This window comes from Variovorax paradoxus B4, from assembly GCF_000463015.1.
Classification (GTDB): Bacteria; Pseudomonadota; Gammaproteobacteria; order Burkholderiales; family Burkholderiaceae_C; genus Variovorax; species Variovorax paradoxus_E.
The window spans coordinates 4,522,129-4,542,465 of record NC_022247.1 but is presented as its reverse complement, the minus strand read 5'-3'; the positions used below and the strand labels follow the sequence as shown (position 1 = coordinate 4,542,465).

Here is a 20,337-nt window from a genome sequence, read left to right as displayed (position 1 = left end):
CCGTCGCCGCAGGGTCGCCTTCTTGAGGTGTGTGCTTCCGGCCTAATATCAGGCGCATGAGCACCACCCATTTCGGCTTCGAAAAAGTCGACGAAAGCGAGAAAGCGCAACGTGTCCGCGGCGTCTTCGATTCCGTCGCCACGCGTTACGACCTCATGAACGACCTGATGTCGATGGGGCTGCATCGTGCCTGGAAGGCCTACACCGTGATGGTGGCCAACGTGGGCGAAGGCTCGCGCGTGCTCGACATCGCGGGAGGCACCGGCGACCTCGCCCTGGCCTTTGCCAAGAAGGTGGGCGCCAGCGGCCAGGTGGTGCACACCGACATCAACGAAGCCATGCTGCGCACCGGCCGCGACCGCCTGCTCGATGCCGGCGTGGCGCTGCCCACCCTCGTGTGCGACGCCGAGAAGCTGCCGTTCCCCGACAACCACTTCGACGTCGTGACCGTGGCCTTCGGCCTGCGCAACATGACGCACAAGGACGTTGCACTGAAGGAAATGAACCGCGTGCTCAAGCCGCGCGGCAAGCTGCTGGTGCTCGAGTTCTCGAAAGTTGCCAAGCCGCTCGCCAAGGCCTACGACTGGTATTCGTTCAACGTTCTGCCGCGCCTGGGCAAGCTGGTGGCCGGCGACGACGCGAGCTATCGCTACCTGGCCGAATCCATCCGCATGCATCCCGCGCAGGACGAACTCAAGACCCTCATGAAAGAGGGCGGTTTCGGGCATGTGGACTATCACAACATGACGGGTGGCGTGGTCGCCCTTCATGTTGGAATCAAATGTTGATGACGCGAATTCTTCGCTCTAAAGAGGAGACGACATGAAAAGTTTGAGTTCTTTGTTCCTGGCTTGCGTGCTGGCCTTGGTCAGCGTTCAGGCAGATGCAGCTCGCATCGGCGGCGGCAAGTCGTTCGGCCGCCAGTCGTCCAACGTGACGCAGCGCGAATCCGCAGCGCCCACTGCGCCCACGCAGCAAAGCGCGACCAACGCAGCGCCGAAGCCCGCAACGCCGGCGCCCGCCGCCGCGGCGCCGAAGCGTCCATGGGGCGCAATGCTCGGCGGCCTCGCCGCCGGCCTGGGCCTGGCCTGGCTCGCGAATTCGCTCGGCCTTGGCGCCGGCTTTGCCAACATCCTGTTGATCGGCCTGCTCGTGATGGCCGGGCTGTTCGTCTGGCGCATGTTCAAGGCGCGCTCGGCAGCGTCGTCGGGCGCCAACCGTCCGGGCGGTTTCGCCTTCGAAGGTGCCGGCAATCCGGCAAACGCCAGCGCCCCCGTGCAGTACAGCCCCGCCAATGTCGGCAATGACGCTTCGGCCCGGCCCTGGGAGCGCAACGCGGCCGCCTTCGACGCTACGCCCGGGCATGGCAGCAGCCTTTCCGCGGCAGGCGCGGCGGCCGGCGGCAGCATGATCGGCTCGGCGCTGTCGGGCTCGCAGTCGTGGGGCATTCCGGCCGGCTTCGACGTGGACGGCTTCCTCAGCGCCGCCAAGCGCAACTTCGTGACGCTGCAGGACGCATGGGACCGCGCCGACGTCACCATGCTGCGCTCCATGATGACCGACGACATGGTCGAAGAAATCCGCAGCCAGCTGGCCGACCGCGCAAGCCACACCGGCGGCGCCTCGAACAAGACCGAGGTCGTGATGCTCGACGCCAAGCTGCTCGGCATCGAGGAACTGGCCGACGCCTACCTGGCGAGCGTGGAGTTCTCCGGCATGATCCGCGAAGATGCTTCCGCCGGTCCGGGCCCGTTCCGCGAAGTCTGGAACATGACCAAGCCCACCAGCGGCACCAGCGGCTGGCTGGTGGCGGGTGTGCAGGCACTGCAGTAAGCGCATTCCGGCGGCCGCGAGGCCGCCTGCAGAACCGATAATGGGGACATGGCCACACCATCGTCCCCATTTTCTTTTCTCGACGATCTGTTCAATCGCATCGGCGAGCGTCTGCAGCCGCCCCCCTGGGCGGTGCACGAGATCCAGCATCGCGCAGTGCTGTTCCTGAACCATGTGCTGCAGCAGGAACCCGAAGCCCAGCAGCGGCTGCTCAGGCAGCAGGGGCGGGTGGTGCGCTTCCAGTGGCGCTTCGTGACGATGGAGCTGGTGTCCACGCCGGCCGGCCTGCTCGATCTCGCGCCCGCCGGCTCGGTGCCCGAGCTCACGCTCACCGTCACGGACGAATCCCCCTTCGAGCTGGCCCGCGCCACGCTGCGCGGCGGCAAGCCCTCGGTACAGATCATCGGCGACGTGCAGCTCGCCGCCGAGGTCAACTGGCTGGTCGACCATGTGCGCTGGGACGTCGAGGACGACCTCGCCCGCCTCGTCGGCGACGTGCCCGCGCACACCATTGCCAATGGCGCGCGCCGGGTCGTGGACGCGCTGCACCAGTTCGTCGGCGGTCGCAAGCCCGAGCATGCCGGCGGCTCGGCGACTGGCTCGGCGAGCACGGCCGAATGAGGCGCTTCTACCGCGGAATCTTCATCGTCTGGGTCGCGCTGCGCTACGGCCTGGACGAGCTCGTGCTCACGAGCTTCCAGAAACCCTGGCTGCGCGTGGTGGCGCGCGTCGTTTCCATTGGCCGCAACCTCGACGCGCCCCGCGGCCAGCGCCTGCGCGAGGCGCTCGAACGCCTGGGCCCGATCTTCGTCAAGTTCGGCCAGGTGTTGTCGACCCGGCGCGACCTGCTGCCGCCCGACATCGCCGACGAGCTTGCCTTCCTGCAGGACCGCGTGCCGCCGTTCCCCTCGTCGGTGGCCATCGCGACCATCGAACGCGCATTCCGCCGCCCGGTGGGCGACGTGTTCGTGCAGTTCGACGAGACGCCGATTGCCAGCGCGTCGATTGCCCAGGTCCACTTTGCGACCATCCGCACCGACGAAGGCGAGGTGCGAGAGGTCGCGGTCAAGGTGCTGCGCCCGAGCATGCGCGGCGTGATCGAGAAAGACCTGGCGCTCATGGCCATGATGGCCGGCTGGGTCGAGAAGCTCTCGCCCGACGGCAAGCGCCTGAAGCCGCGCGAAGTGGTCGGCGAGTTCGACAAGTACCTGCACGACGAGCTCGACCTGGTGCGCGAAGCGGCCAACGCGGCCCAGCTGCGCCGCAACATGGCCTCGCTCGACCTGGTGCTGATCCCCGAGATGTTCTGGGACTTCTGCCACCCCGAGGTGATCGTGATGGAGCGCATGAACGGCGTGCCCATTGCCCAGCTCGACCGCCTGCGCGCGGCCGGTGTCGACATTCCCAAGCTGGCGCGCGACGGCGTCACGATCTTCTTCACCCAGGTGTTCCGCGACGGCTTCTTCCACGCCGACATGCACCCGGGCAACATCCAGGTGAGCCTCGCGGCAGAGACTTTCGGGCGCTACATCTCGCTCGACTTCGGCATCATCGGCACGCTGACCGAGTCGGACAAGGAATACCTGGCGCAGAACTTCGTGGCCTTCTTCCGGCGCGACTACAAGCGCGTGGCCGAGTTGCACCTGGAGAGCGGCTGGGTGCCCGAAGGCACGCGCATCGACGAGCTCGAGGGCGCGATCCGCACCGTCTGCGAGCCGTACTTCGATCGGCCGCTGAAGGAAATCTCGCTCGGCATGGTGCTGATGCGCCTGTTCCAGACCTCGCGCCGCTTCCATGTCGAGATCCAGCCGCAACTGGTGCTGCTGCAGAAGACCCTGCTCAACATCGAGGGCCTGGGCCGCCAGCTCGATCCGGAGCTCGACCTCTGGCACACCGCCAAGCCCTTCCTCGAGAAGTGGATGGTCGACCAGATCGGGCCGAAGAAGCTGTTCCAGCAGCTCAAGGCCGAAGCGCCGCGCTATGCGAAACTGCTGCCCCAATTGCCGCGCCTGCTGCACGATTTCCTTGAAAATCGGCCCGCCGACCACCGCCGCGAGCTGCTGGAGCTGCTGGCCGCGCAGAAGCGCACCAACCGGCTGCTGCAGACCATCATCTACGGTGGCATAGGATTTGTATTGGGGTTGCTCGCCATGCAATTGCTGGTGCGCGTGAAATTGTTCTAGAGGAGTGTCCCCGTGCTGCTGACGCTGGTTGTCGTTTATCTGCTGGTCACCATCGCGATCGGTCTCTACGCCGCCAAGCGGGTGAAGAACACCACCGACTTCGCCATCGCGGGTCGGCATCTGCCGCTCTACATGATCGTGACGACCACTTTCGCGACCTGGTTCGGCTCCGAAACGGTGCTCGGCATTCCGGCCAAGTTCATCGAAGGCGGCCTGAACGGGGTGATCGAAGACCCGTTCGGCGCCGGCACCTGCCTGATCCTGGTCGGCCTGTTCTTCGCGGGCAAGCTCTACCGCATGACGCTGCTGACCATCAGCGACTACTACCGCGAGCGCTATGGCCGCGGCGTCGAGGTGGCCTGCTCGCTCATCATCATGCTGAGCTACCTGGGCTGGGTGTCAGCGCAGGTCACGGCGCTGGGGCTGGTGTTCAACGTGCTCTCGGCCGGTGCCATCTCCATTCCGGTGGGCATGGTGATCGGGGTGGTCTCGATCCTGGCCTACACGCTGTTCGGGGGCATGTGGTCGGTGGCCGTGACCGATTTCATCCAGATGATCATCCTCGTCGCGGGGCTGACCGGCATCGCCGTGTTCGCCGGCAACATGGCCGGCGGCGCCGACAAGGTGGTGGCTTTCGCGGTCAGCAAGGAGCTCTTCAAGTTCTGGCCCGAGCCCAACTGGCACGACATGGTGTTCTTCTTTGCCGCGGCCATCACGATGATGCTGGGCTCCATTCCGCAGCAGGACGTGTTCCAGCGCGTGATGTCGGCCAACGGCGTCAAGGCCGCCACGCGCGGCCCGGTGATCGGGGGGGTGGCGTACATTCTGTTCGCCTTCGTGCCGATGTTCCTGGTGGCGAGCGCGCTCCTGATCATGCCGGAGCAGACCGCCGCGCTGCTGAAGGAAGATCCGCAGAAGGTGCTGCCGACGCTGGTGCTCGAGAAGATGCCCTTCGTGATGCAGGTGTTCTTCTTCGGCGCGCTGCTGTCGGCCATCAAGTCGACCGCGTCGGCCACCCTGCTGGCGCCAAGCGTCACGTTCACCGAGAACATCTGGCGCCAGTTCCGTCCCTCGGGCACCGACCGCCAGAACCTCATGACCATGCGCATCACGGTGCTGGTCTTCAGCGTCGCCGTGCTGGCCTATGCCATCCGGATGCAGGGCACCCCCATCTACGAACTGGTGTCGGGCGCCTACCAGGTGCCCCTGGTCGGAGCCTTCGTTCCGCTGGTGTTCGGGCTCTACTGGCGCCGCGCCACCACGCAGGGCGCTGTCGCCTCCATCCTGTTTGGCATCGGCGTCTGGCTGCTGTTCCTGGCCATGCCCTGGGGCAGCGAATTCCCGGCCCAGCTGGCCGGCGTGCTCGCCTCCTTTGCCGGCATGGTGGCCGGATCGCTGGCGCCCCAGTGGGTGGCGAACACTCGCACGCCGCACCGGATGCTGGTGGCCTAGGAACGCCCCGAAGCGCGGGGCGCCCTTATAATCGAGGGCTTTGCGAGCGGCCTCTGCTCCGTTTTTGCGCCGCTTTTTCACTCAATTCCATGCCCATCTACGCCTACAAGTGCAGCGCCTGCGGCTTTGCCAAGGATGCCCTGCAAAAAATGTCCGATGCACCGCTCACGGTGTGTCCGGCGTGCGGCGCAAGTGCATTCGAGAAGCAAGTCACCGCTGCCGGTTTCCAGCTCAAGGGTTCCGGCTGGTACGTGACCGATTTCCGCGACGGCGGCGGCAAGAAGGCCGAGCCTGCAACCGCGGCTGCCGCGGCCAAGAACGGCGACGCCGCCGCTGCGCCCGTCACGACCGCGGAAGCTTCCAGCCCAGCGCCTGCGCCGGCCCCTGCCCCCAGCCCCGCACCGGCACCAGCTGCTGCCGTCAAGAGCGACTGAGAACGCCCCATGCTCGCCCTGCGCAAATGGCTGTTCTCCGGCTTGCTGGTGATCGTTCCGCTGTTCATCACCCTGGCGGTGCTGAAGTGGATCATCGACACGCTGGACCAGACGCTCTGGGTGCTGCCGTCGGTCTGGCAGAAATGGCTGTACGCCAACAACGTGCGCGGACTCGGCGTGCTGCTCACGCTGGCCATCCTGCTGGGCGTGGGTGCCATTGCGAGCAATTTCGTGGGCAAGCGCCTGCTCGGATGGGGCGATGCCGTGGTGCGGCGCATTCCGGTCGTGCGCTCGATCTACTCCAGCGTCAAGCAGGTGTCCGACACGTTGTTCTCCGAGAATGGCAACGCCTTCCGCACGGCGGTGCTGGTGCAGTGGCCGCGCGAGGGGGTCTGGACCATCGCCTTCGTGACCGGCATGCCCGGCAGCGACGTGGTCGAGCACCTGGGCGGTGGCGACTACCTGGGCGTCTACGTGCCGACCACGCCGAACCCCACGGGCGGTTATTTCGTGATGCTCAAGCGCAGCGATTGCATCGAACTCAAGATGAGCGTGGACGAAGCGCTCAAGTACATCGTCTCGATGGGGGTGGTCGTCCCCGGCGGCCCTTCGTCCATCGCGAACAAGTAAAACGCGCCTTCGCGGCGCCGGAATTCAAGATATGGCCATGCGTACTCACTATTGCGGTCTTGTGACCGATGCCCTGATGGGCCAAACCGTCACCCTGTGCGGCTGGGTCAACCGCCGCCGCGACCATGGCGGCGTGATCTTCATCGACGTGCGCGACCGCGAAGGCTACGTGCAGGTGGTGTGCGACCCCGATCGGGCCGCCACCTTTGCCGTGGCCGAGAACCTGCGCAACGAATTCTGCGTGCAGGTCACCGGCCTGGTGCGCGCGCGCCCCGAAGGCACCACGAACGACCAGCTCAAGAGCGGCAAGATCGAAGTGCTGTGCCATGAGCTCAAGGTGCTGAACCCGTCGGTCACGCCGCCGTTCCTGCTGGACGACGACAACCTGTCGGAAACCACGCGCCTCACGCACCGCGTGCTCGACCTGCGCCGCCCGGCCATGCAGCGCAACATGATGCTGCGCTACAAGGTGACGATGGAAACGCGCAAGTTCCTCGATGCCAACGGCTTCATCGACATCGAAACCCCGATGCTCGGCAAGTCCACGCCCGAAGGCGCGCGCGACTACCTCGTGCCCAGCCGCGTGCACGACGGCAGCTTCTTCGCGCTGCCGCAGTCGCCCCAGCTCTTCAAGCAGCTCCTGATGGTGGCCGGCTACGACCGCTACTACCAGATCGTGAAGTGCTTCCGCGACGAAGACCTGCGCGCCGACCGCCAGCCCGAATTCACGCAGATCGACATCGAGACCTCTTTCCTCGCCGAAGAAGAAATCCGCGAGATGTTCGAAGGCATGATCCGCACCGTGTTCCGCAACGCCGCGGGCATCGACCTGCCGGTGTTCCCGACCATGAGCTACGCCGACGCGATGTTCAAGTACGGCTCGGACAAGCCCGACCTGCGCGTGAAGCTCGAATTCACCGAGCTCACCGAACTCATGAAGCGCGTCGAGTTCAAGGTGTTCTCGAATGCGGCCACCATGACCGGCGGCCGCGTGGTCGCGCTGCGTGTGCCGGGCGGCGGCGCCGAGGGCGGCCTCTCCCGCGGCGAGATCGACGCCTACCAGGAGTTCGTCAAGATCTACGGCGCCAAGGGCCTGGCCTACATCAAGGTCAACGACGCCGCAGCGGGCCGCGAAGGCCTGCAGAGCCCCATCGTCAAGAACCTCGACGACGCTTCGCTGGCCGAGATCATCGCCCGCACCGGTGCCCGCAACGGCGACATCCTGTTCTTCGGTGCCGACAAGGAAAAGGTCGTCAACGACGCCATCGGCGCGCTGCGCGTGAAGATCGGCCACAGCGCCTTCGGCAAGAAGAGCGGCCTGTTCGACGACCGTTGGGCGCCGCTGTGGGTGGTCGACTTCCCGATGTTCGAGTTCGACGAGGAAGGCCAGCGCTGGAGCGCCGTGCACCATCCGTTCACCGCGCCGAAGGACGGCCATGAAGACCTCATGGACACCGCGCCCGAGAAGTGCATTGCCAAGGCCTACGACATGGTGCTCAACGGTATCGAGATGGGCGGCGGCTCGGTGCGTATTCACCGCGAGGAAGTGCAGAGCAAGGTGTTCCGCGCGCTCAAGATCAGCGCCGAGGACGCGCAGCTCAAGTTCGGCTTCCTGCTCGACGCGCTGCAGTACGGCGCCCCGCCGCACGGTGGCATCGCCATTGGCCTGGACCGCCTGGTCATGCTCATGACCGGCGCCGAGTCGATCCGCGACGTGATCGCCTTCCCCAAGACCCAGCGGGCGCAGGACCTGCTCACGCAGGCGCCGAGCCCGGTCGACGAGAAGCAGCTGCGCGAGCTGCACATCCGGCTGCGCAACGTCCAGCAACCCGCCTGATGCGCCCATGACCGCCAGCAACCGGCCCTGGAAGATTCCGGAGTCGGTGCTGGTCGTCATCCACACGCCTGCGCTCGAGGTGCTGCTGATCCGCCGTGCCGATGCCGACGACTTCTGGCAGTCGGTCACCGGCAGCAAGGACCTCGCCGACGAACCGCTGGCGCTCACCGCGGCGCGCGAGGTGGCCGAGGAAACCGGCATCCAGTGCGGCGAGGGCAGCCCGCTCGCGTCGCAGCTGGTCGACTGGCAGCTGCGCAACGTCTACGAGATCTATCCGCGCTGGCGCTCGCGCTATGCGCCCGGCGTGACGCACAACACCGAGCATCTGTTCGGTCTCTGCGTGCCCGAGCGCCTGGTACCCGTCCTCGCGCCGCGGGAGCACACCCACTGGAAGTGGCTGCCCTACCGCGAGGCCGCCGATGCGTGCTTTTCCCCGTCGAACGCCGAAGCCATTCTGTTGCTGCCAGAATTTGTGCGATGAACCTGCCGGCATACAACCTTCGGGTGGCCACCTACAACATCCACAAGGGTGTGCAGGGCATCGGGCTGGCCCGGCGCCTGGAGATCCACAACCTGGGGCATGCCATCGAGCAGCTCGACGCCGACATCGTCTGCCTGCAGGAAGTGCGCAAGATGAACCGGCAGGCCGAGGCGCGCTTCGAGCGCTGGCCCGAGCTTCCGCAGGCCGACTTCCTCGCGCCCGAGGGCTATACCGCCGTCTACGAAACCAACGCCATCACGCGCCACGGCGAGCACGGCAATGCGCTCCTCACCCGCTGGCCGGTGATCCGCACCGGCCACCAGGACATTTCCGACCACCGCTTCGAGCAGCGCGGCCTGCTGCATGTCGTCATCGAAGTGGAGGGCCGGCCGGTGCATGCGATCGTGGTGCACCTGGGGCTCATCAAGGGCAGCCGCGTGCGGCAGGTCGCCCGGCTGCGCGAGTTCATCGAACGCGAGGTGCCCGCCGGCGAGGCGGTGGTCGTCGCGGGCGACTTCAACGACTGGGGCGCACGCATGCGCTACGCCATGAACGCGATGGGCCTGCGCGACACCAGCGACCTGCGCGGGCCGCGAACCCTCACTTACCCCTCGCGGCTGCCGGTGGCGCAGCTCGATTTCGTCTACGGGCGCCAGCTCGAACCTGTGGCCTGTTCGGTGCCGCGCGGGCCCATCTGGGCGCGCATGTCCGACCACCTGCCGCTGGTGGCCGATTTCGCGCTGGCATGAGCTGTGCTGGCGCGGTGTTCCCCGCCGGGCACTGCCAAAATGCGTTCGCTGATACCATGCGCGGATGCTGAGGAAAACCGACGTGGAACCGCGCCCTGATGGCAACAACGACGACGAGGGCACGCCCGTCTCGGTGAAGATCCGCGAGCGGCTGACCGCCGCGCGCAAGCGCTTCAATGCCAACGACAACATCGCCGAGTTCATCGAGCCCGGCGAGCTCGAGTCGCTGCTCGACGAGGTCGAGGTCAAGATGAAGGGCGTGCTCGAAAGCCTGGTGATCGACCTCGAGAACGATCACAACACCGGCAACACCGCGCGCCGCGTGGCCAAGATGTACCTGAACGAAGTGTTCAAGGGCCGCTATGTGGCACCGCCTTCGCTCACCGAATTCCCGAATGCCGAGCACCTGAACGAGCTGATGATCGTCGGCCCGATCACCGTGCGCAGCGCCTGCTCGCACCACTTCTGCCCGATCATCGGCAAGCTGTGGATCGGCATCATGCCCAACGAGCACACCAACGTCATCGGCCTGTCGAAGTACGCTCGCCTTGCCGAATGGGTGATGGGCCGGCCCCAGATCCAGGAAGAGGCGGTGGTGCAGCTGGCCGACCTGATCCAGGAAAAGACGCAGCCCGACGGCCTTGCGCTCGTGATGGAAGCCGAGCATTTCTGCATGGCCTGGCGCGGCGTGAAGGAAATGGACAGCAAGATGATCAACTCCGTGATGCGCGGCGTGTTCCTGAAGGACCCGAGCCTGCGCCGCGAATTTCTTTCCCTCCTGCCGAGAAGGAGCTGAACATGCTCGTCCGACTTCTCTACGCCAGCCGCGCCGTCGATACCAGCCCCGAGGCCGTCGAAGCCATCCTCGCGCAATCGCGCACGCACAACACGGCCTGCGGCATCACCGGCATTCTTTGCTACGGCGCCGGCACTTTCCTGCAAGCCATTGAAGGCGGGCGCACGGCCATCAGCGAACTGTATGGCCACATCCAGCGCGATGCGCGCCACAAGGATGTGGTGCTGCTGCACTACGAGGAAATTTCCGAGCGCCGCTTCGGCGGCTGGACCATGGGGCAGGTCAACCTCTCCAAGCTCAATGCCTCGACCCTGCTCAAGTATTCGGAGAAGCCTGAGCTCAATCCGTACGCGGTGTCGGGCAAGGTTTCTCTCGCGCTGCTCGAAGAGTTGATGGCCACCGCAGCCATCGTCGGGCGCCATTAAGCCCCGTTTTCCGGGGTGCCGCTTTCCGCCTTCGCGCTGATCCTGCTCGCCGGGATCATTCATGCCAGTTGGAACATCGCCGCCAAGAAGGCGAACGGCGATGCGCGCTTCGCGTTCCAGAGCGGCGTGTTCATGGCCATCGTGTGGGCCCCCGTGGGCATCACGCTGGGCTGGCGCGTGGTGCCTAACTGGGGTCTGCAGGAGTGGGGTTTCATCGCGCTGAGCGGCGTGCTGCACGTCTTCTACTACGTCATCCTGCTGCGCGGCTACCGCAAGTCGGATCTCACCGTGGTCTATCCGCTCGCGCGCGGCTCGGGCCCGCTGCTGTCGTCGCTGGTCGCGATCCTGTTCCTGGGCGAGCGCATCAGCCTCATGGGCGTTGCGGGCATCGCTGGCGTGGTGCTCGGCGTGTTCCTGGTGGCGGGCGGCCCGGGCCTGTGGCGCAGGAAGCATGACCCCGCCCAGCGGGCGCGGGTGCACAAGGGCATCCGCTACGGCGTGCTGACGGGCGCCTTCATCGCGGCCTACACGGTGGCCGACAGCTATGCGGTGAAGTTCCTGGCGATGTCGCCAATCCTGCTCGACTATTTCAGCAACTTCGTGCGCGTGGGCCTGCTGCTGCCCGCGGCGCTGCACGACCGCGCCACCACTGCGCGGATGTGGCGCGCGCAGTGGAAGTACGCGCTGCTGGTGGCGGCGATCAGCCCGGTCTCCTACGTACTCGTGCTCTATGCGGTGCAGCAGGCGCCCATATCCCATGTCGCACCGGCACGCGAGGTTTCGATGCTGTTCGCCGCGCTGATCGGCGGCCATCTGCTGCGCGAGGGCGACCGCCTGCTGCGGCTGCTGGGTGCCGGCTTCATTGCCGCCGGCGTGGTGGCACTCGCGCTGGGGTGAGGACGATGAGCCCGGCGCTGCTGTTCGGCTGCGATTTCTCTTGCGCACCCACTTCGCGAAAGCCGATCGTCGTGGCCAGCGGCAGCATCGGCAGCATCGGCAGCACCAGCGGCGATGTGGGCGAACTGGTGCTGGCGGGCCTGCAGCGCTTCACGGCACTCGATGCCTGGGCCGGGTGGCTGCGCCGCGAACCGGCGTGGATCGGCGGCTTCGATTTTCCATTCGGGCTTCCGCGCGAACTGGTGGAGCATCTGCAATGGCCGCGGGAGTGGAATGCGCTCATGAGCCACTATGCGGGCCTGAGCCGCGCCGAGATCCGCACCACCTTCGCGGCCTTCTGTGCCGCCCGCCCGGTCGGCGGCAAGTTCGCGCACCGGGCGACCGACGGGCCTGCCGGTTCGAGCACGTCGATGAAATGGGTCAACCCGCCCGTGGCCTTCATGCTCCATGCGGGCGTGCCGCCGCTCCTGGACGCGGGCGCGAGCCTGCCGGGGCTGCACGTCGGCAGCAACGGCAGCCGCGTGGCGCTGGAGGCCTATCCGGGGCTGCTCGCGCGCGAACTGGTCGGGCGCCGCAGCTACAAGAGCGACGAGCCTGCGAAGCAGACGCCCGAGCGGCTGGCGGCGAGAGCCGACCTGCTGGTGGCGCTCGAGGCCGGCACCACGCGGCTCGGCCTGCGGCTGGCGCTCAGCGGCGCCCAGCGCATCGAGCTGCTCGGCGACGCCCGGGGCGACCACATCGATGCAGTGCTTTGCCTCGTGCAGGCCGCCTGGAGCGCGCAGCGCGCTTCCACGCCCGGCCCGGGCTACGGCTTGCCGGAGCAGTTCGATCCGCTCGAGGGCTGGATCGTCACGGCTTGACCCTTCCGTCCTACAGGGTTTCGCGCCGCCGGCCATCCTTGCCTGCCCGGTCCGAAAGCTAGAGTGAGTCGTGGCCTCTGTCGGGCCACGACTTTTCCTGCTCCCTGCGAGCGACTGGAGGATTTCAAATGAACAATATTCGTCAAGCAATCATCGCCATGCCGTCTTCGCGCGCATGGTTCGCCGTGCTGCTGGCCGGCGCCGCGCTGACCCTCGCTGCGTGCGACAACGCGGGCAACCGCACGGCGGGCGAGAAGCTCGACAGCGCCATCGCAAAGACCGAGAAGGCGGCCGACACGGCCGCCGCCAAGACCGCGGAGGCGCTCAAGGACGCCAAGGCGAAGGTCGATGCCTCCAGCACCGCCGCCGAGGTGAAGGACGCCGCAAAGAGCGCTGGCGCTGCCGTGAGCGCCACGGTGGACGACGCCGCGATCACGGCGTCGGTGTCCGCGGGCCTTGCCAAGGATCCGGATCTGAGTGCGATCAAGATCGACGTCGACACCAAGGGCGGCGTTGTGAGCCTGAAGGGCCCCGCACCCACGGCGGCAGCCAAGGCGCGCGCCGAGGAAATCGCCAAGGGCGTGCAGGGTGTGACCTCGGTGAACAACCAGCTCGAGGTCAAGGGCTGACCGTTTCCTTCGCTCTCTCCCAGTAAAAAGCCCGGTTCGTCCGGGCTTTTTTGCTGGGAGAGAGAGGGCCGCTTTCGGCCCCGGAGACCGCGCTCAGTGGCCGAGCCAGTCCTTGAGCTCGTCCGCGTGCTCTTCCTCGTCGGAAAGAATGTCTTCCAGCATGCGCCGGGTGGTCGGATCCTTGTCGCCGATCAGCGCGATCATCTGCCGATAGGTTTCCACGGCGATGCGCTCGGCCACGAGATTGGCGCGCACCATGGCCTGCAGTTCGGTGGACTCGTCGTAGCTGGCGTGGCTGCGATCGAGCAGGTGCGTTGGATCGAAGTCCGGCTCTCCGCCCAGCTGCACGATGCGTTCCGCAATGCGGTCGGCATGGCCCGACTCTGCGTTGGCGTGCACCAGGAATTCTTCGGCGATCTTCGGCGACGACACGCCGTTGGCAGTGAAATAGTGGCGCTTGTAGCGCAGCACGCAGACCAGCTCGGTGGCCAGCGCGTCGTTCAGCAGCTTGAGGACATCGTCGCGCCAGGGGCCGTAGCTGGGCGTGACCGCTCCTTCGTCGAGGCTCTTGGCCGCGGCACCGATGGCCTGTTCGTCGAGCACCAGGCGCTGATGTCCTGCCGCACCCTTGGCGGTGGAAGCATGGGCATTCATGGAGAATCCTTTCGTGGGCTAGTGTTTTTCTGCATCAACGTGTTGACGACGTCAGCCACGTCGGATGTCTTGAGTACAGCCGCCAGCACCGCCGTGAAGGAGAGCAGGCGCCACGGCTTGGTCAGCACGATCACCGCCCCCGTGGCTGCCGCCAGCGCCATGAGCTTGGCGGGTTCCTTGCGGGCATAGTGTTCGAGCACGGGGCGCGCAAGCTGGCCCACCGCGTGGGCCGGATGACGGCGCCACCAGCGCTCGGTCATGCTGCGCGCCATCGATGTCCATTGATTGCGGCTGCGCGCCGAGGACTCACGGTCCATCGGTTCGCCGGCGGCGTGCATCCCTGCCGGATGTTCCTGCGCTGTGCGGCGCCTGCCGCGGTAGCCGTCCTCCGGCTCGTCCTCGCCGTTCAGCTGCCTGACGAGCGCACGGCGCGAGACGGCCAGCCGCTCCTGCGGCGTCAGGAAACTGCGCTCAGTTGCGTTCATGGCGAGCTCCCGCTTCGTGCAATGCCCTCAGGTCGGCATCGACCTGGGCACGCAGATCGTCGAATCCATAGCCGGGGAACGGCCGGGCCGCCATCCAGGCGCAGATCGCGGCGATCACCAGTGCAACGCCGGGCACCACCACCAGGACCCAGTGGAAGCTGCCTTGAAGCACGCCCAGCAACACGGCAACGCCGATGAGCCCCAGGGCGAGCATGGCGCTGGCCGCCGCCAGCACGCCGGCAACGATGCGGGCAACGAGGCCGCGCCCCGCTTCCGAGGCTTCCTGTCTTATCAGGGCGGCGTAATTGGCGGCGTGGTCGGCGATGAGTTCCGGATGCCCGAGCACCGTGGAAAAAATCGGATGAAGCATGGTGCGCGGAATCGGTGGAACTGCGTGCGCGTCTTCAGCGGATCAATAGTCGTCCCGGCGGTTGCGGCTGGCCAGCACGATGAGGGCGGTGATCGCGGCGCCGGCTGCGGCTGCAATCAGCACCGAGCGCACGGGCTGGTCGGAGATGTAGCGTCCGGTGACGTCAGCCGCCTGTTCCAGCCGGCGCTGTGCGCGTGCGCTCGTGGTCGAGGCTGCATCGAGGCCGCGCTGCACCGCCTGCTGTACGCGTGCTGCCAGTTGCTCGACCGCAGGTTCCGCGTCGCGGCGCAATTCGCGGACCTTCTCGCCGGCCGCATTCACCGCGTTCTGTGCATAAGCCCGGGTCGTTTCCACCGCATCGTTGGCGGTCTGGCGGGCCTCGTCGGCAAGTTGCGAGGGAGTCTTGGTCGTGTTCATGAATTTTCCTTTCCGGGAGAGATGAATTGCGGGAGCCTGTGGATCGTACCTACGCTACTTGCGTCGTAGCAAGCCGGCCAGGAAACTGGCGATGGCAAGCACGGCGAAGATCACGAAAAGGATCTTGGCGATCCCTACCGCGCTGGCTGCAATGCCGCCGAAGCCGAACACGGCGGCAATCAGCGCGATGACCAGAAACACCACGGCGTAATACAACATGTGGACTCCTTCGAGGCTTCGCTCGTCGTTTCGAAATTGCTCGTTCAAAGAGGAATGAACAGCACATGGCCAACCTTAAGTGGACCCCCTGCGAGGGGCTGTCAGCGGCTGGGCGCGGGGAGCGTAGGAGATGGCCGAGTTCCTCGCGCGCGGATCCATGCGGAAATACCGAAGGGGTGCCGGCCGGAGCTCAGATCGGCTTCGCGATGGGCAGCATGGCGCTCACGCGGGTTCCCCGGCCCGGCGTCGACGAGATCGTGAGCTTGCCGCGGGCCGTCTCGACCCGGTGGCGCATGCCGGCGAGTCCGTGCGTCGACGGACGCACGCGCTGGGGGTCGAAGCCCTTTCCGTTGTCGGCCACTTCCACGACCGCGTGGCTCTCGTAGTTCTTCAGGACGATCGTCGCTTCGCTGGCCTCGGCGTATTTGCCGATGTTGGTCAGGCTCTCCTGCACCATGCGGTAGATCGTGAGCTGGCGCGATTCGTCCATGGCCACCGGTTCCAGCGCCATCTGGACCTGGATGCCCGAGCGCTCGGCGAACTCGCGACCGAGAATCTCGAGCGAGGCGACCAGCCCGAGATTCGACAGCGACGACGGCCGCAGGTCTTCGATGATGCGGCGCTTGAGCGCGATGCCGCTGTTGAGCAGCTCGGTCAGGTGCTGCAGCCGCTGGGTGGCGTCGGGCGCCTCCAGCAGCCTCGACTTGAGGCGGGCGACGTCCAGCTTGGCGGCGGTCAGCAGCGAGCCGAGCTCGTCGTGCAGTTCCCGCGCGAGATAGCCGCGCTCGGTTTCGCGCACGTCCTGCAGGTGGGTGGCCAGTTCGGCCAGCGATGCGGTGCGTTCGCGCACTTCGTCTTCGAGCGCGTTGCGCTCGCGCTGCAGCGTTTCCTGCTGGCGCTCACCGATGGAGCGCAGCGCATGCGCCTGCCGCAGGTACAGGAAGAAGGCAATGAATGCGGCAAGCGCCACGATGGCGGTACCGATGCGCGCCAGCCGCAGCGACTTCATCACCTGGATCTGGCTCTGGTGCAGGGTTTCGCTGCTGATGTCCGCCAGCTCGCCAGCCGTCTTGCGAATGGAATCCATTTCCTCGCGTCCCACGTCCGTCGTGATGACGAATTTCCAGGCCTCGTCCTTGCCGTCCTGCCGCAGCCGCACGCTCATGTCCATTTCGGCGATCTTGCGCAGCACGTGGTTCGAAAGCTCCGCCAGCCGCGCGCGCTCGGCCGGGCGTTCGGCGTACAGTTGGCGTAACGCCGCAAGGTGGCCGTCGACCTGCTTGACCGCCGTGTCGTAGGGTTGCCGGTAGCTGGCCTCGCCGGTCAGGAGGTAGCCTCGCTGGCCGGTTTCGGCATCGAGCATGTTCTGCAGGATCTGGTTGAGCGTACTGCGCACCTTCAGCGCCGCGTCGATGTCTGCCAGGGCGCGGCTCGACTGGCGGTATCCGGCCTCGTTGATTCCAACGAGGGCCAGCGCGGCCAGTGCCGCGAGCAGCAGGCTCACGGCCATTTTTGGAGGGGCTAACCAATGCATGAAACTTTCGAAGGTGCTTTCAACACAAGTTCGTGAATAATTGACAACAACCAGGGGACCGGCATGCCGCGGCTTCCACAGACGCGACACAACGAAGAAAGTAACAGATGATCAAGATTGGAATTGTGGACGACCACGCCATCGTCAGATCGGGCCTGAGGCAGTTCTTTTCCGAACACGTGGACTTGCGCGTGGCCGGCGAAGCCGCCAGCGGGCGCGAGGCCATCGAGCTCGTGCGAACCACGGAACTCGACGTGCTGGTGATGGATCTTTCCATGCCGGGGCAGAGCGGCATCGACGCGCTCGCCATGATCCGCGCCAAGGCGCCGGACGTGGGCATCCTCATCCTGAGCGGCTACCCCGAAGAGCACTACGCGATGAATCTCATCCGCCAGGGTGCGAGCGGCTACCTCAACAAGGAGTGCGAGCCGATCGAGATCGTCAACGCCATTCGCACCATCTCGCTCGGCCGCCGCTACATCACGCCGGCCGTCGCAGAATTGCTGGCGCGCCAGCTCGACCGCAAGGACGACGCGGCACCGCACGAGCAGCTGTCGGAAAGAGAATTCCAGGTGTTCCTGAAGCTCGCCAAGGGCGAGACCGCGGGCGACATCGCCAAGACGCTGTCGCTGTCGGTGAAGACCGTCAGCACCTACCGCACCCGCTTGATGGAAAAGATGAACCTCTCTTCCAACAGCGACCTCACGTACTACGCACTGAAGAACAAGCTGATCGATTGACGGCAGCAACCGGCCGTCGCTGGAGAAGAGGCTGCCGGTTGCGGCTTCCTCTTCAGCCTGTGCCGCCGGTGGAGCGGTGAGCCGCCGCCTCGAGGATGCAGAAGTCGACCAGGGCGTCGATCTCGTTCGACTTGTCGAACACCGCATCCACGCCGAACTCGGCGCATCGCCGCCGGATGTCGGGGGTTGCATAGTTGCTGAGCACCACCACTTTCTGGTTCGCCCTGCGCGATGTGCAGGCCTGGAGCACGCCCAGGCCGCTGCCTTGCTTGAGGAAAAGATCGACCACCGCCAAGTCCCACTCTTCGCTGTGGTCGTGCAGCCACTGCCTCGCATGCGCTTCGGTTTCGGCGAAGCCGACCACCGCCGTGCAGGTAAGTTCTTCCAGGGTGCCAATGAGGTTTTCACGGATCGTGAGGTTGTCTTCGACGATGTATGTCTGCAATCTTGTCTCCATGCCGAACCGCGCTTCCTCTGACGTTGGCAGGTGTCTTCGACGCCCCGCGGGCGAATGCCTGCACACCGGAAATTTGAGGCGTCGCCGACGAGCATCATGCAAGGTTCGGAGGAAGGGTGTTGTAGGCGGGTTCTGACGAAGGCGCCGGCGAGGCCGTTCCGTAGGCAATGCCTCACGGTTTCTGCGGGCCATTGCCGACCTGCGATGCGCTGCATCGGATATATCCAGTTGGCATGGCAACGAACGTCCTTCACAACCGGCCGCTCTGGCTCAAGCTGCTCGCGGCTTTCGTGCTGCTGCTTGCCGCACTGGCGGTGCTCCTGGCGTTCTTCCCATGGGACACCTTGCGCGGGCCGGTGAATCGCTACGTCAGCGAGAAGACCGGGCGCAAGTTCGAGATCACGCGCCGACTCGACGTGGGGATCGGCCTGCGCGGAGCCACCGTCAAGGCCGACGGCATCGAATTTGCCAACCCGTCCTGGGCCCGCGACCCCTACCTGGTCAAGGCCGAGCGTGCCGAGATCGACATCCGGCTCTGGCCTCTCATCACGCAGAAGGTCGTGATCCCGCGCCTGACGCTTTCTTCGCCCACGCTGGGCCTGCAACTGGAGCCGGACGGGCGCCGCACGTGGGCGCTCGGCAAGGACACCTCCGATCCTGGCACCGTTCCCGTCATCGGCCTGATACAGGTCGACGGCGGCGCGGTCGATTTCCTGGTCAGGCACCTGGGCGTCGACCTGCATGCGGACGTGAGCTACGACACCAGCCGCGGCACGCTTCCGCTCGGCTATCGCATCAAGGGCCGCTACAAGGGCCAGCCGCTGAGCGCCGAGGGCCGCACCGGCGACGTGCTGCAGCTCAGGGCGGCCGGCCAGCCGCCGTTCCCGCTGGAGATCGATGCCGCGGCCGGCCACGCGCGGCTGAAGGCCTCGGGAACCGTGACCGACTTTGCCGGCCTCGACGGCATCGAGGCCAAGTTCGATCTCAAGGGCCAGACGCTTGGCGCCCTGTTCCCGTTGCTGGGCATCGCGCTGCCCGAGACCTCGCCCTACGCGCTGAGCGGCGATCTGCGCAAGCGCGGCAAGCTGTGGGAGGTGGCGGGACTCAAGGGCCGGCTCGGCCTTTCAGACATCGCCGGCGACATGCGCTTCGACAAGGCCGGCCAGGTGCCGCACCTCGCGGGCGAACTGCGCTCCCGGGTGATGGACATGGACGACCTGGGGCCGCTCATCGGCCTGCCGCCCACCGAGCGGTCGGCCAAGGCGGTGGAAGGCGTGGCGCCGCCGCCCACCATCACGCAGGTCAAGCGTCGGGCGGGCGGCAAGGTGCTGCCCACCGCGCCGCTGGATTTCGAGCGCCTGCGCGCCATGAATGCCGACGTCAAGTACACGGCGCAGCGCATCCAGAACGTACGCGAAATCCCGCTCGACCGCGGCGGCGTGCAGGTCAAGCTGAACAACGGCGTGCTGACGCTCGATCCGCTCGACTTGGGCGTAGGCGGCGGCAAGCTGGCCGGCGCGATCCGCATCGATGGCGCGAAGAACCCGGCCGATATCCGCGCATCGCTCGACCTGCGCGGCGTGCAGCTCGCCCGCCTGTTCCCGAAGCTGGAAACCACGGGCAACAGCGTGGGCCGGCTCGATGGCCGCATCAACCTGTCGGGGGCCGGCAGCTCCGTGGCCAACTGGCTCGGGGGCGCTTCCGGCGATGTCGCAGTGATTTCCGGGCGCGGCCAGTTCGGCAACCTGCTGCCCGTCTTCGCAACGCTCGTGGGGGGCGACATCATCAAGTTCCTGCTGCGCGGCGACCGCAACGTCGAGCTGCGCTGCGCGGCCCTGGCCTTCGACGTGGACAAGGGGCTCATGACCGGGCGCACCCTCGTGCTGGACACGACCAATGCCGTGTTCTATGCCACCGGCCAGGCCAACCTTGCGGCCGAAACGCTCGACTTCGTGATCCGTCCGGAGCCCAAGAGCAAGAACATCCTCTCGCTGCGCACGCCGTTGGTCGTCGGCGGCACTTTCGGTTCGCCGTCGGGTGGCGTCAAGGTGGCCCCGCTGGCAGGGCGCGGCTTGGCCGCGCTCGCGCTCGGCACCGTCAACCCGTTGCTGGCGTTGGCCGCGACCATCGAGACCGGGCCGGGGCAGGATTCGGACTGCAAGGGCGTGCTGTCGGATGCGAACCGCCCGACCGCCGGGGCCGCAGCCCAAGGCGCTGCCAGGGCGAAAGGCGCCCGGCAGCGTTGAGACAGGCGC

Annotated in this window: 24 protein-coding genes; 17 read left to right on the top strand and 7 right to left on the bottom strand. The window is 66.3% G+C overall.

The window, feature by feature from the left end:
* Positions 1-56 precede the first annotated feature (56 nt).
* From ubiE to VAPA_RS21095, 15 genes are all read left to right on the top strand, one after another.
* Positions 57-788: a bifunctional demethylmenaquinone methyltransferase/2-methoxy-6-polyprenyl-1,4-benzoquinol methylase UbiE gene (ubiE, locus tag VAPA_RS21165; protein ID WP_021008807.1), complete on the top strand. Its 732-nt coding sequence runs from the start codon at positions 57-59 to the stop codon at positions 786-788.
* Between the two features lie 34 nt (positions 789-822).
* The gene (locus tag VAPA_RS21160) at positions 823-1,833 is read left to right on the top strand and encodes a Tim44 domain-containing protein (RefSeq protein ID WP_021008806.1); all 1,011 of its coding nucleotides are present in this window, start codon (positions 823-825) and stop codon (positions 1,831-1,833) included.
* A 48-nt stretch (positions 1,834-1,881) separates the two neighbouring features.
* The gene (locus tag VAPA_RS21155; RefSeq protein ID WP_021008805.1) at positions 1,882-2,454 is read left to right on the top strand and encodes a ubiquinone biosynthesis accessory factor UbiJ; all 573 of its coding nucleotides are present in this window, start codon (positions 1,882-1,884) and stop codon (positions 2,452-2,454) included.
* The gene (gene ubiB / locus VAPA_RS21150) at positions 2,451-4,016 is read left to right on the top strand and encodes a ubiquinone biosynthesis regulatory protein kinase UbiB (RefSeq protein ID WP_021008804.1); all 1,566 of its coding nucleotides are present in this window, start codon (positions 2,451-2,453) and stop codon (positions 4,014-4,016) included. Before VAPA_RS21155 ends, ubiB begins: the two co-directional genes overlap by 4 nt.
* Before the next feature lie 12 nt (positions 4,017-4,028).
* The gene (locus VAPA_RS21145) at positions 4,029-5,468 is read left to right on the top strand and encodes a high affinity choline transporter 1 (RefSeq protein WP_021008803.1); all 1,440 of its coding nucleotides are present in this window, start codon (positions 4,029-4,031) and stop codon (positions 5,466-5,468) included.
* Positions 5,469-5,557: 89 nt separating this feature from the next.
* Positions 5,558-5,902, top strand: a complete 345-nt coding sequence (locus VAPA_RS21140) for an FmdB family zinc ribbon protein (RefSeq protein WP_021008802.1) — start codon at positions 5,558-5,560, stop codon at positions 5,900-5,902.
* 9 nt (positions 5,903-5,911) lie between these two features.
* Entirely contained in the window at positions 5,912-6,532 is a 621-nt protein-coding gene (locus tag VAPA_RS21135; RefSeq protein ID WP_021008801.1) for a DUF502 domain-containing protein, read from the top strand.
* 31 nt (positions 6,533-6,563) lie between these two features.
* Positions 6,564-8,369 carry an aspartate--tRNA ligase gene (gene aspS, locus VAPA_RS21130; RefSeq protein WP_021008800.1) on the top strand — a complete coding sequence of 602 codons (1,806 nt, stop codon included), beginning with the start codon at positions 6,564-6,566 and terminating at the stop codon, positions 8,367-8,369.
* A 7-nt stretch (positions 8,370-8,376) separates the two neighbouring features.
* The gene (gene nudB, locus VAPA_RS21125; protein ID WP_021008799.1) at positions 8,377-8,850 is read left to right on the top strand and encodes a dihydroneopterin triphosphate diphosphatase; all 474 of its coding nucleotides are present in this window, start codon (positions 8,377-8,379) and stop codon (positions 8,848-8,850) included.
* Positions 8,847-9,599, top strand: a complete 753-nt coding sequence (locus VAPA_RS21120) for an endonuclease/exonuclease/phosphatase family protein (RefSeq protein ID WP_021008798.1) — start codon at positions 8,847-8,849, stop codon at positions 9,597-9,599. Before nudB ends, VAPA_RS21120 begins: the two co-directional genes overlap by 4 nt.
* A 64-nt stretch (positions 9,600-9,663) precedes the next feature.
* Positions 9,664-10,395: a GTP cyclohydrolase I gene (gene folE / locus VAPA_RS21115; RefSeq protein WP_021008797.1), complete on the top strand. Its 732-nt coding sequence runs from the start codon at positions 9,664-9,666 to the stop codon at positions 10,393-10,395.
* 2 nt (positions 10,396-10,397) lie between these two features.
* A complete protein-coding gene (locus VAPA_RS21110; RefSeq protein WP_021008796.1) occupies positions 10,398-10,820 on the top strand; it encodes a BLUF domain-containing protein in 423 nt (140 codons plus the stop codon).
* 15 nt (positions 10,821-10,835) lie between these two features.
* On the top strand, positions 10,836-11,717 hold the full coding sequence (locus VAPA_RS21105) for a DMT family transporter (protein ID WP_021008795.1): 882 nt from the start codon (positions 10,836-10,838) through the stop codon (positions 11,715-11,717).
* A 5-nt stretch (positions 11,718-11,722) separates the two neighbouring features.
* Complete coding sequence (locus VAPA_RS21100) at positions 11,723-12,577, top strand: DUF429 domain-containing protein (RefSeq protein ID WP_021008794.1); 855 nt, start codon at positions 11,723-11,725, stop codon at positions 12,575-12,577.
* Between the two features lie 128 nt (positions 12,578-12,705).
* Positions 12,706-13,206, top strand: coding sequence for a BON domain-containing protein (locus VAPA_RS21095; RefSeq protein WP_021008793.1), 501 nt, complete (start codon positions 12,706-12,708; stop codon positions 13,204-13,206).
* A gap of 93 nt (positions 13,207-13,299) precedes the next feature.
* On the opposite strand, the gene VAPA_RS21090 is transcribed toward VAPA_RS21095, so the two are convergent.
* The 6 genes from VAPA_RS21090 to VAPA_RS21065 form a co-directional block, all read right to left on the bottom strand.
* On the bottom strand, positions 13,300-13,860 hold the full coding sequence (locus VAPA_RS21090) for a ferritin-like domain-containing protein (RefSeq protein WP_021008792.1): 561 nt from the start codon (positions 13,858-13,860) through the stop codon (positions 13,300-13,302).
* The gene (locus tag VAPA_RS21085; protein WP_021008791.1) at positions 13,857-14,345 is read right to left on the bottom strand and encodes a hypothetical protein; all 489 of its coding nucleotides are present in this window, start codon (positions 14,343-14,345) and stop codon (positions 13,857-13,859) included. The genes VAPA_RS21090 and VAPA_RS21085 overlap by 4 nt, the downstream gene beginning before the upstream one ends.
* Positions 14,332-14,715 carry a phage holin family protein gene (locus VAPA_RS21080; protein WP_021008790.1) on the bottom strand — a complete coding sequence of 128 codons (384 nt, stop codon included), beginning with the start codon at positions 14,713-14,715 and terminating at the stop codon, positions 14,332-14,334. Before VAPA_RS21080 ends, VAPA_RS21085 begins: the two co-directional genes overlap by 14 nt.
* 42 nt (positions 14,716-14,757) lie before the next feature.
* Positions 14,758-15,132 (bottom strand): hypothetical protein, encoded by a 375-nt coding sequence (locus VAPA_RS21075; RefSeq protein WP_021008789.1) that lies wholly within the window; start codon positions 15,130-15,132, stop codon positions 14,758-14,760.
* Positions 15,133-15,186: 54 nt separating this feature from the next.
* A complete protein-coding gene (locus VAPA_RS33960) occupies positions 15,187-15,351 on the bottom strand; it encodes a DUF1328 domain-containing protein (RefSeq protein ID WP_015866884.1) in 165 nt (54 codons plus the stop codon).
* A gap of 190 nt (positions 15,352-15,541) precedes the next feature.
* Positions 15,542-16,861: a CHASE3 domain-containing protein gene (locus tag VAPA_RS21065; RefSeq protein WP_041946183.1), complete on the bottom strand. Its 1,320-nt coding sequence runs from the start codon at positions 16,859-16,861 to the stop codon at positions 15,542-15,544.
* A 131-nt stretch (positions 16,862-16,992) separates the two neighbouring features.
* Between VAPA_RS21065 and VAPA_RS21060 the strand changes: the two genes are divergently transcribed.
* Positions 16,993-17,625 (top strand): response regulator, encoded by a 633-nt coding sequence (locus VAPA_RS21060; RefSeq protein WP_021008787.1) that lies wholly within the window; start codon positions 16,993-16,995, stop codon positions 17,623-17,625.
* Between the two features lie 52 nt (positions 17,626-17,677).
* Here the strand turns inward: VAPA_RS21060 and VAPA_RS21055 are convergent, their stop codons facing one another.
* Positions 17,678-18,082, bottom strand: coding sequence for a response regulator (locus VAPA_RS21055; protein WP_021008786.1), 405 nt, complete (start codon positions 18,080-18,082; stop codon positions 17,678-17,680).
* Between the two features lie 233 nt (positions 18,083-18,315).
* Between VAPA_RS21055 and VAPA_RS21050 the strand changes: the two genes are divergently transcribed.
* The gene (locus tag VAPA_RS21050) at positions 18,316-20,328 is read left to right on the top strand and encodes an AsmA family protein (protein ID WP_021008785.1); all 2,013 of its coding nucleotides are present in this window, start codon (positions 18,316-18,318) and stop codon (positions 20,326-20,328) included.
* Positions 20,329-20,337: the final 9 nt, after the last annotated feature.

What these genes read in the sequence shown, in the direction of transcription:
- ubiE (WP_021008807.1), top strand. Translation starts at nt 57, where the DNA reads ATGAGCACCACCCATTTCGGCTTCGAAAAAGTCGACGAAAGCGAGAAA.
- VAPA_RS21160 (WP_021008806.1), top strand. Translation starts at nt 823, where the DNA reads ATGAAAAGTTTGAGTTCTTTGTTCCTGGCTTGCGTGCTGGCCTTGGTC.
- VAPA_RS21155 (WP_021008805.1), top strand. Translation starts at nt 1,882, where the DNA reads ATGGCCACACCATCGTCCCCATTTTCTTTTCTCGACGATCTGTTCAAT.
- ubiB (WP_021008804.1), top strand. Translation starts at nt 2,451, where the DNA reads ATGAGGCGCTTCTACCGCGGAATCTTCATCGTCTGGGTCGCGCTGCGC.
- VAPA_RS21140 (WP_021008802.1), top strand. Translation starts at nt 5,558, where the DNA reads ATGCCCATCTACGCCTACAAGTGCAGCGCCTGCGGCTTTGCCAAGGAT.
- VAPA_RS21135 (WP_021008801.1), top strand. Translation starts at nt 5,912, where the DNA reads ATGCTCGCCCTGCGCAAATGGCTGTTCTCCGGCTTGCTGGTGATCGTT.
- aspS (WP_021008800.1), top strand. Translation starts at nt 6,564, where the DNA reads ATGGCCATGCGTACTCACTATTGCGGTCTTGTGACCGATGCCCTGATG.
- nudB (WP_021008799.1), top strand. Translation starts at nt 8,377, where the DNA reads ATGACCGCCAGCAACCGGCCCTGGAAGATTCCGGAGTCGGTGCTGGTC.
- VAPA_RS21120 (WP_021008798.1), top strand. Translation starts at nt 8,847, where the DNA reads ATGAACCTGCCGGCATACAACCTTCGGGTGGCCACCTACAACATCCAC.
- folE (WP_021008797.1), top strand. Translation starts at nt 9,664, where the DNA reads ATGCTGAGGAAAACCGACGTGGAACCGCGCCCTGATGGCAACAACGAC.
- VAPA_RS21110 (WP_021008796.1), top strand. Translation starts at nt 10,398, where the DNA reads ATGCTCGTCCGACTTCTCTACGCCAGCCGCGCCGTCGATACCAGCCCC.
- VAPA_RS21100 (WP_021008794.1), top strand. Translation starts at nt 11,723, where the DNA reads ATGAGCCCGGCGCTGCTGTTCGGCTGCGATTTCTCTTGCGCACCCACT.
- VAPA_RS21095 (WP_021008793.1), top strand. Translation starts at nt 12,706, where the DNA reads ATGAACAATATTCGTCAAGCAATCATCGCCATGCCGTCTTCGCGCGCA.
- VAPA_RS21090 (WP_021008792.1), bottom strand. Translation starts at nt 13,860, where the DNA reads ATGAATGCCCATGCTTCCACCGCCAAGGGTGCGGCAGGACATCAGCGC.
- VAPA_RS21085 (WP_021008791.1), bottom strand. Translation starts at nt 14,345, where the DNA reads ATGAACGCAACTGAGCGCAGTTTCCTGACGCCGCAGGAGCGGCTGGCC.
- VAPA_RS21080 (WP_021008790.1), bottom strand. Translation starts at nt 14,715, where the DNA reads ATGCTTCATCCGATTTTTTCCACGGTGCTCGGGCATCCGGAACTCATC.
- VAPA_RS21075 (WP_021008789.1), bottom strand. Translation starts at nt 15,132, where the DNA reads ATGAACACGACCAAGACTCCCTCGCAACTTGCCGACGAGGCCCGCCAG.
- VAPA_RS33960 (WP_015866884.1), bottom strand. Translation starts at nt 15,351, where the DNA reads ATGTTGTATTACGCCGTGGTGTTTCTGGTCATCGCGCTGATTGCCGCC.
- VAPA_RS21065 (WP_041946183.1), bottom strand. Translation starts at nt 16,861, where the DNA reads ATGGCCGTGAGCCTGCTGCTCGCGGCACTGGCCGCGCTGGCCCTCGTT.
- VAPA_RS21060 (WP_021008787.1), top strand. Translation starts at nt 16,993, where the DNA reads ATGATCAAGATTGGAATTGTGGACGACCACGCCATCGTCAGATCGGGC.
- VAPA_RS21055 (WP_021008786.1), bottom strand. Translation starts at nt 18,082, where the DNA reads ATGGAGACAAGATTGCAGACATACATCGTCGAAGACAACCTCACGATC.
- VAPA_RS21050 (WP_021008785.1), top strand. Translation starts at nt 18,316, where the DNA reads ATGGCAACGAACGTCCTTCACAACCGGCCGCTCTGGCTCAAGCTGCTC.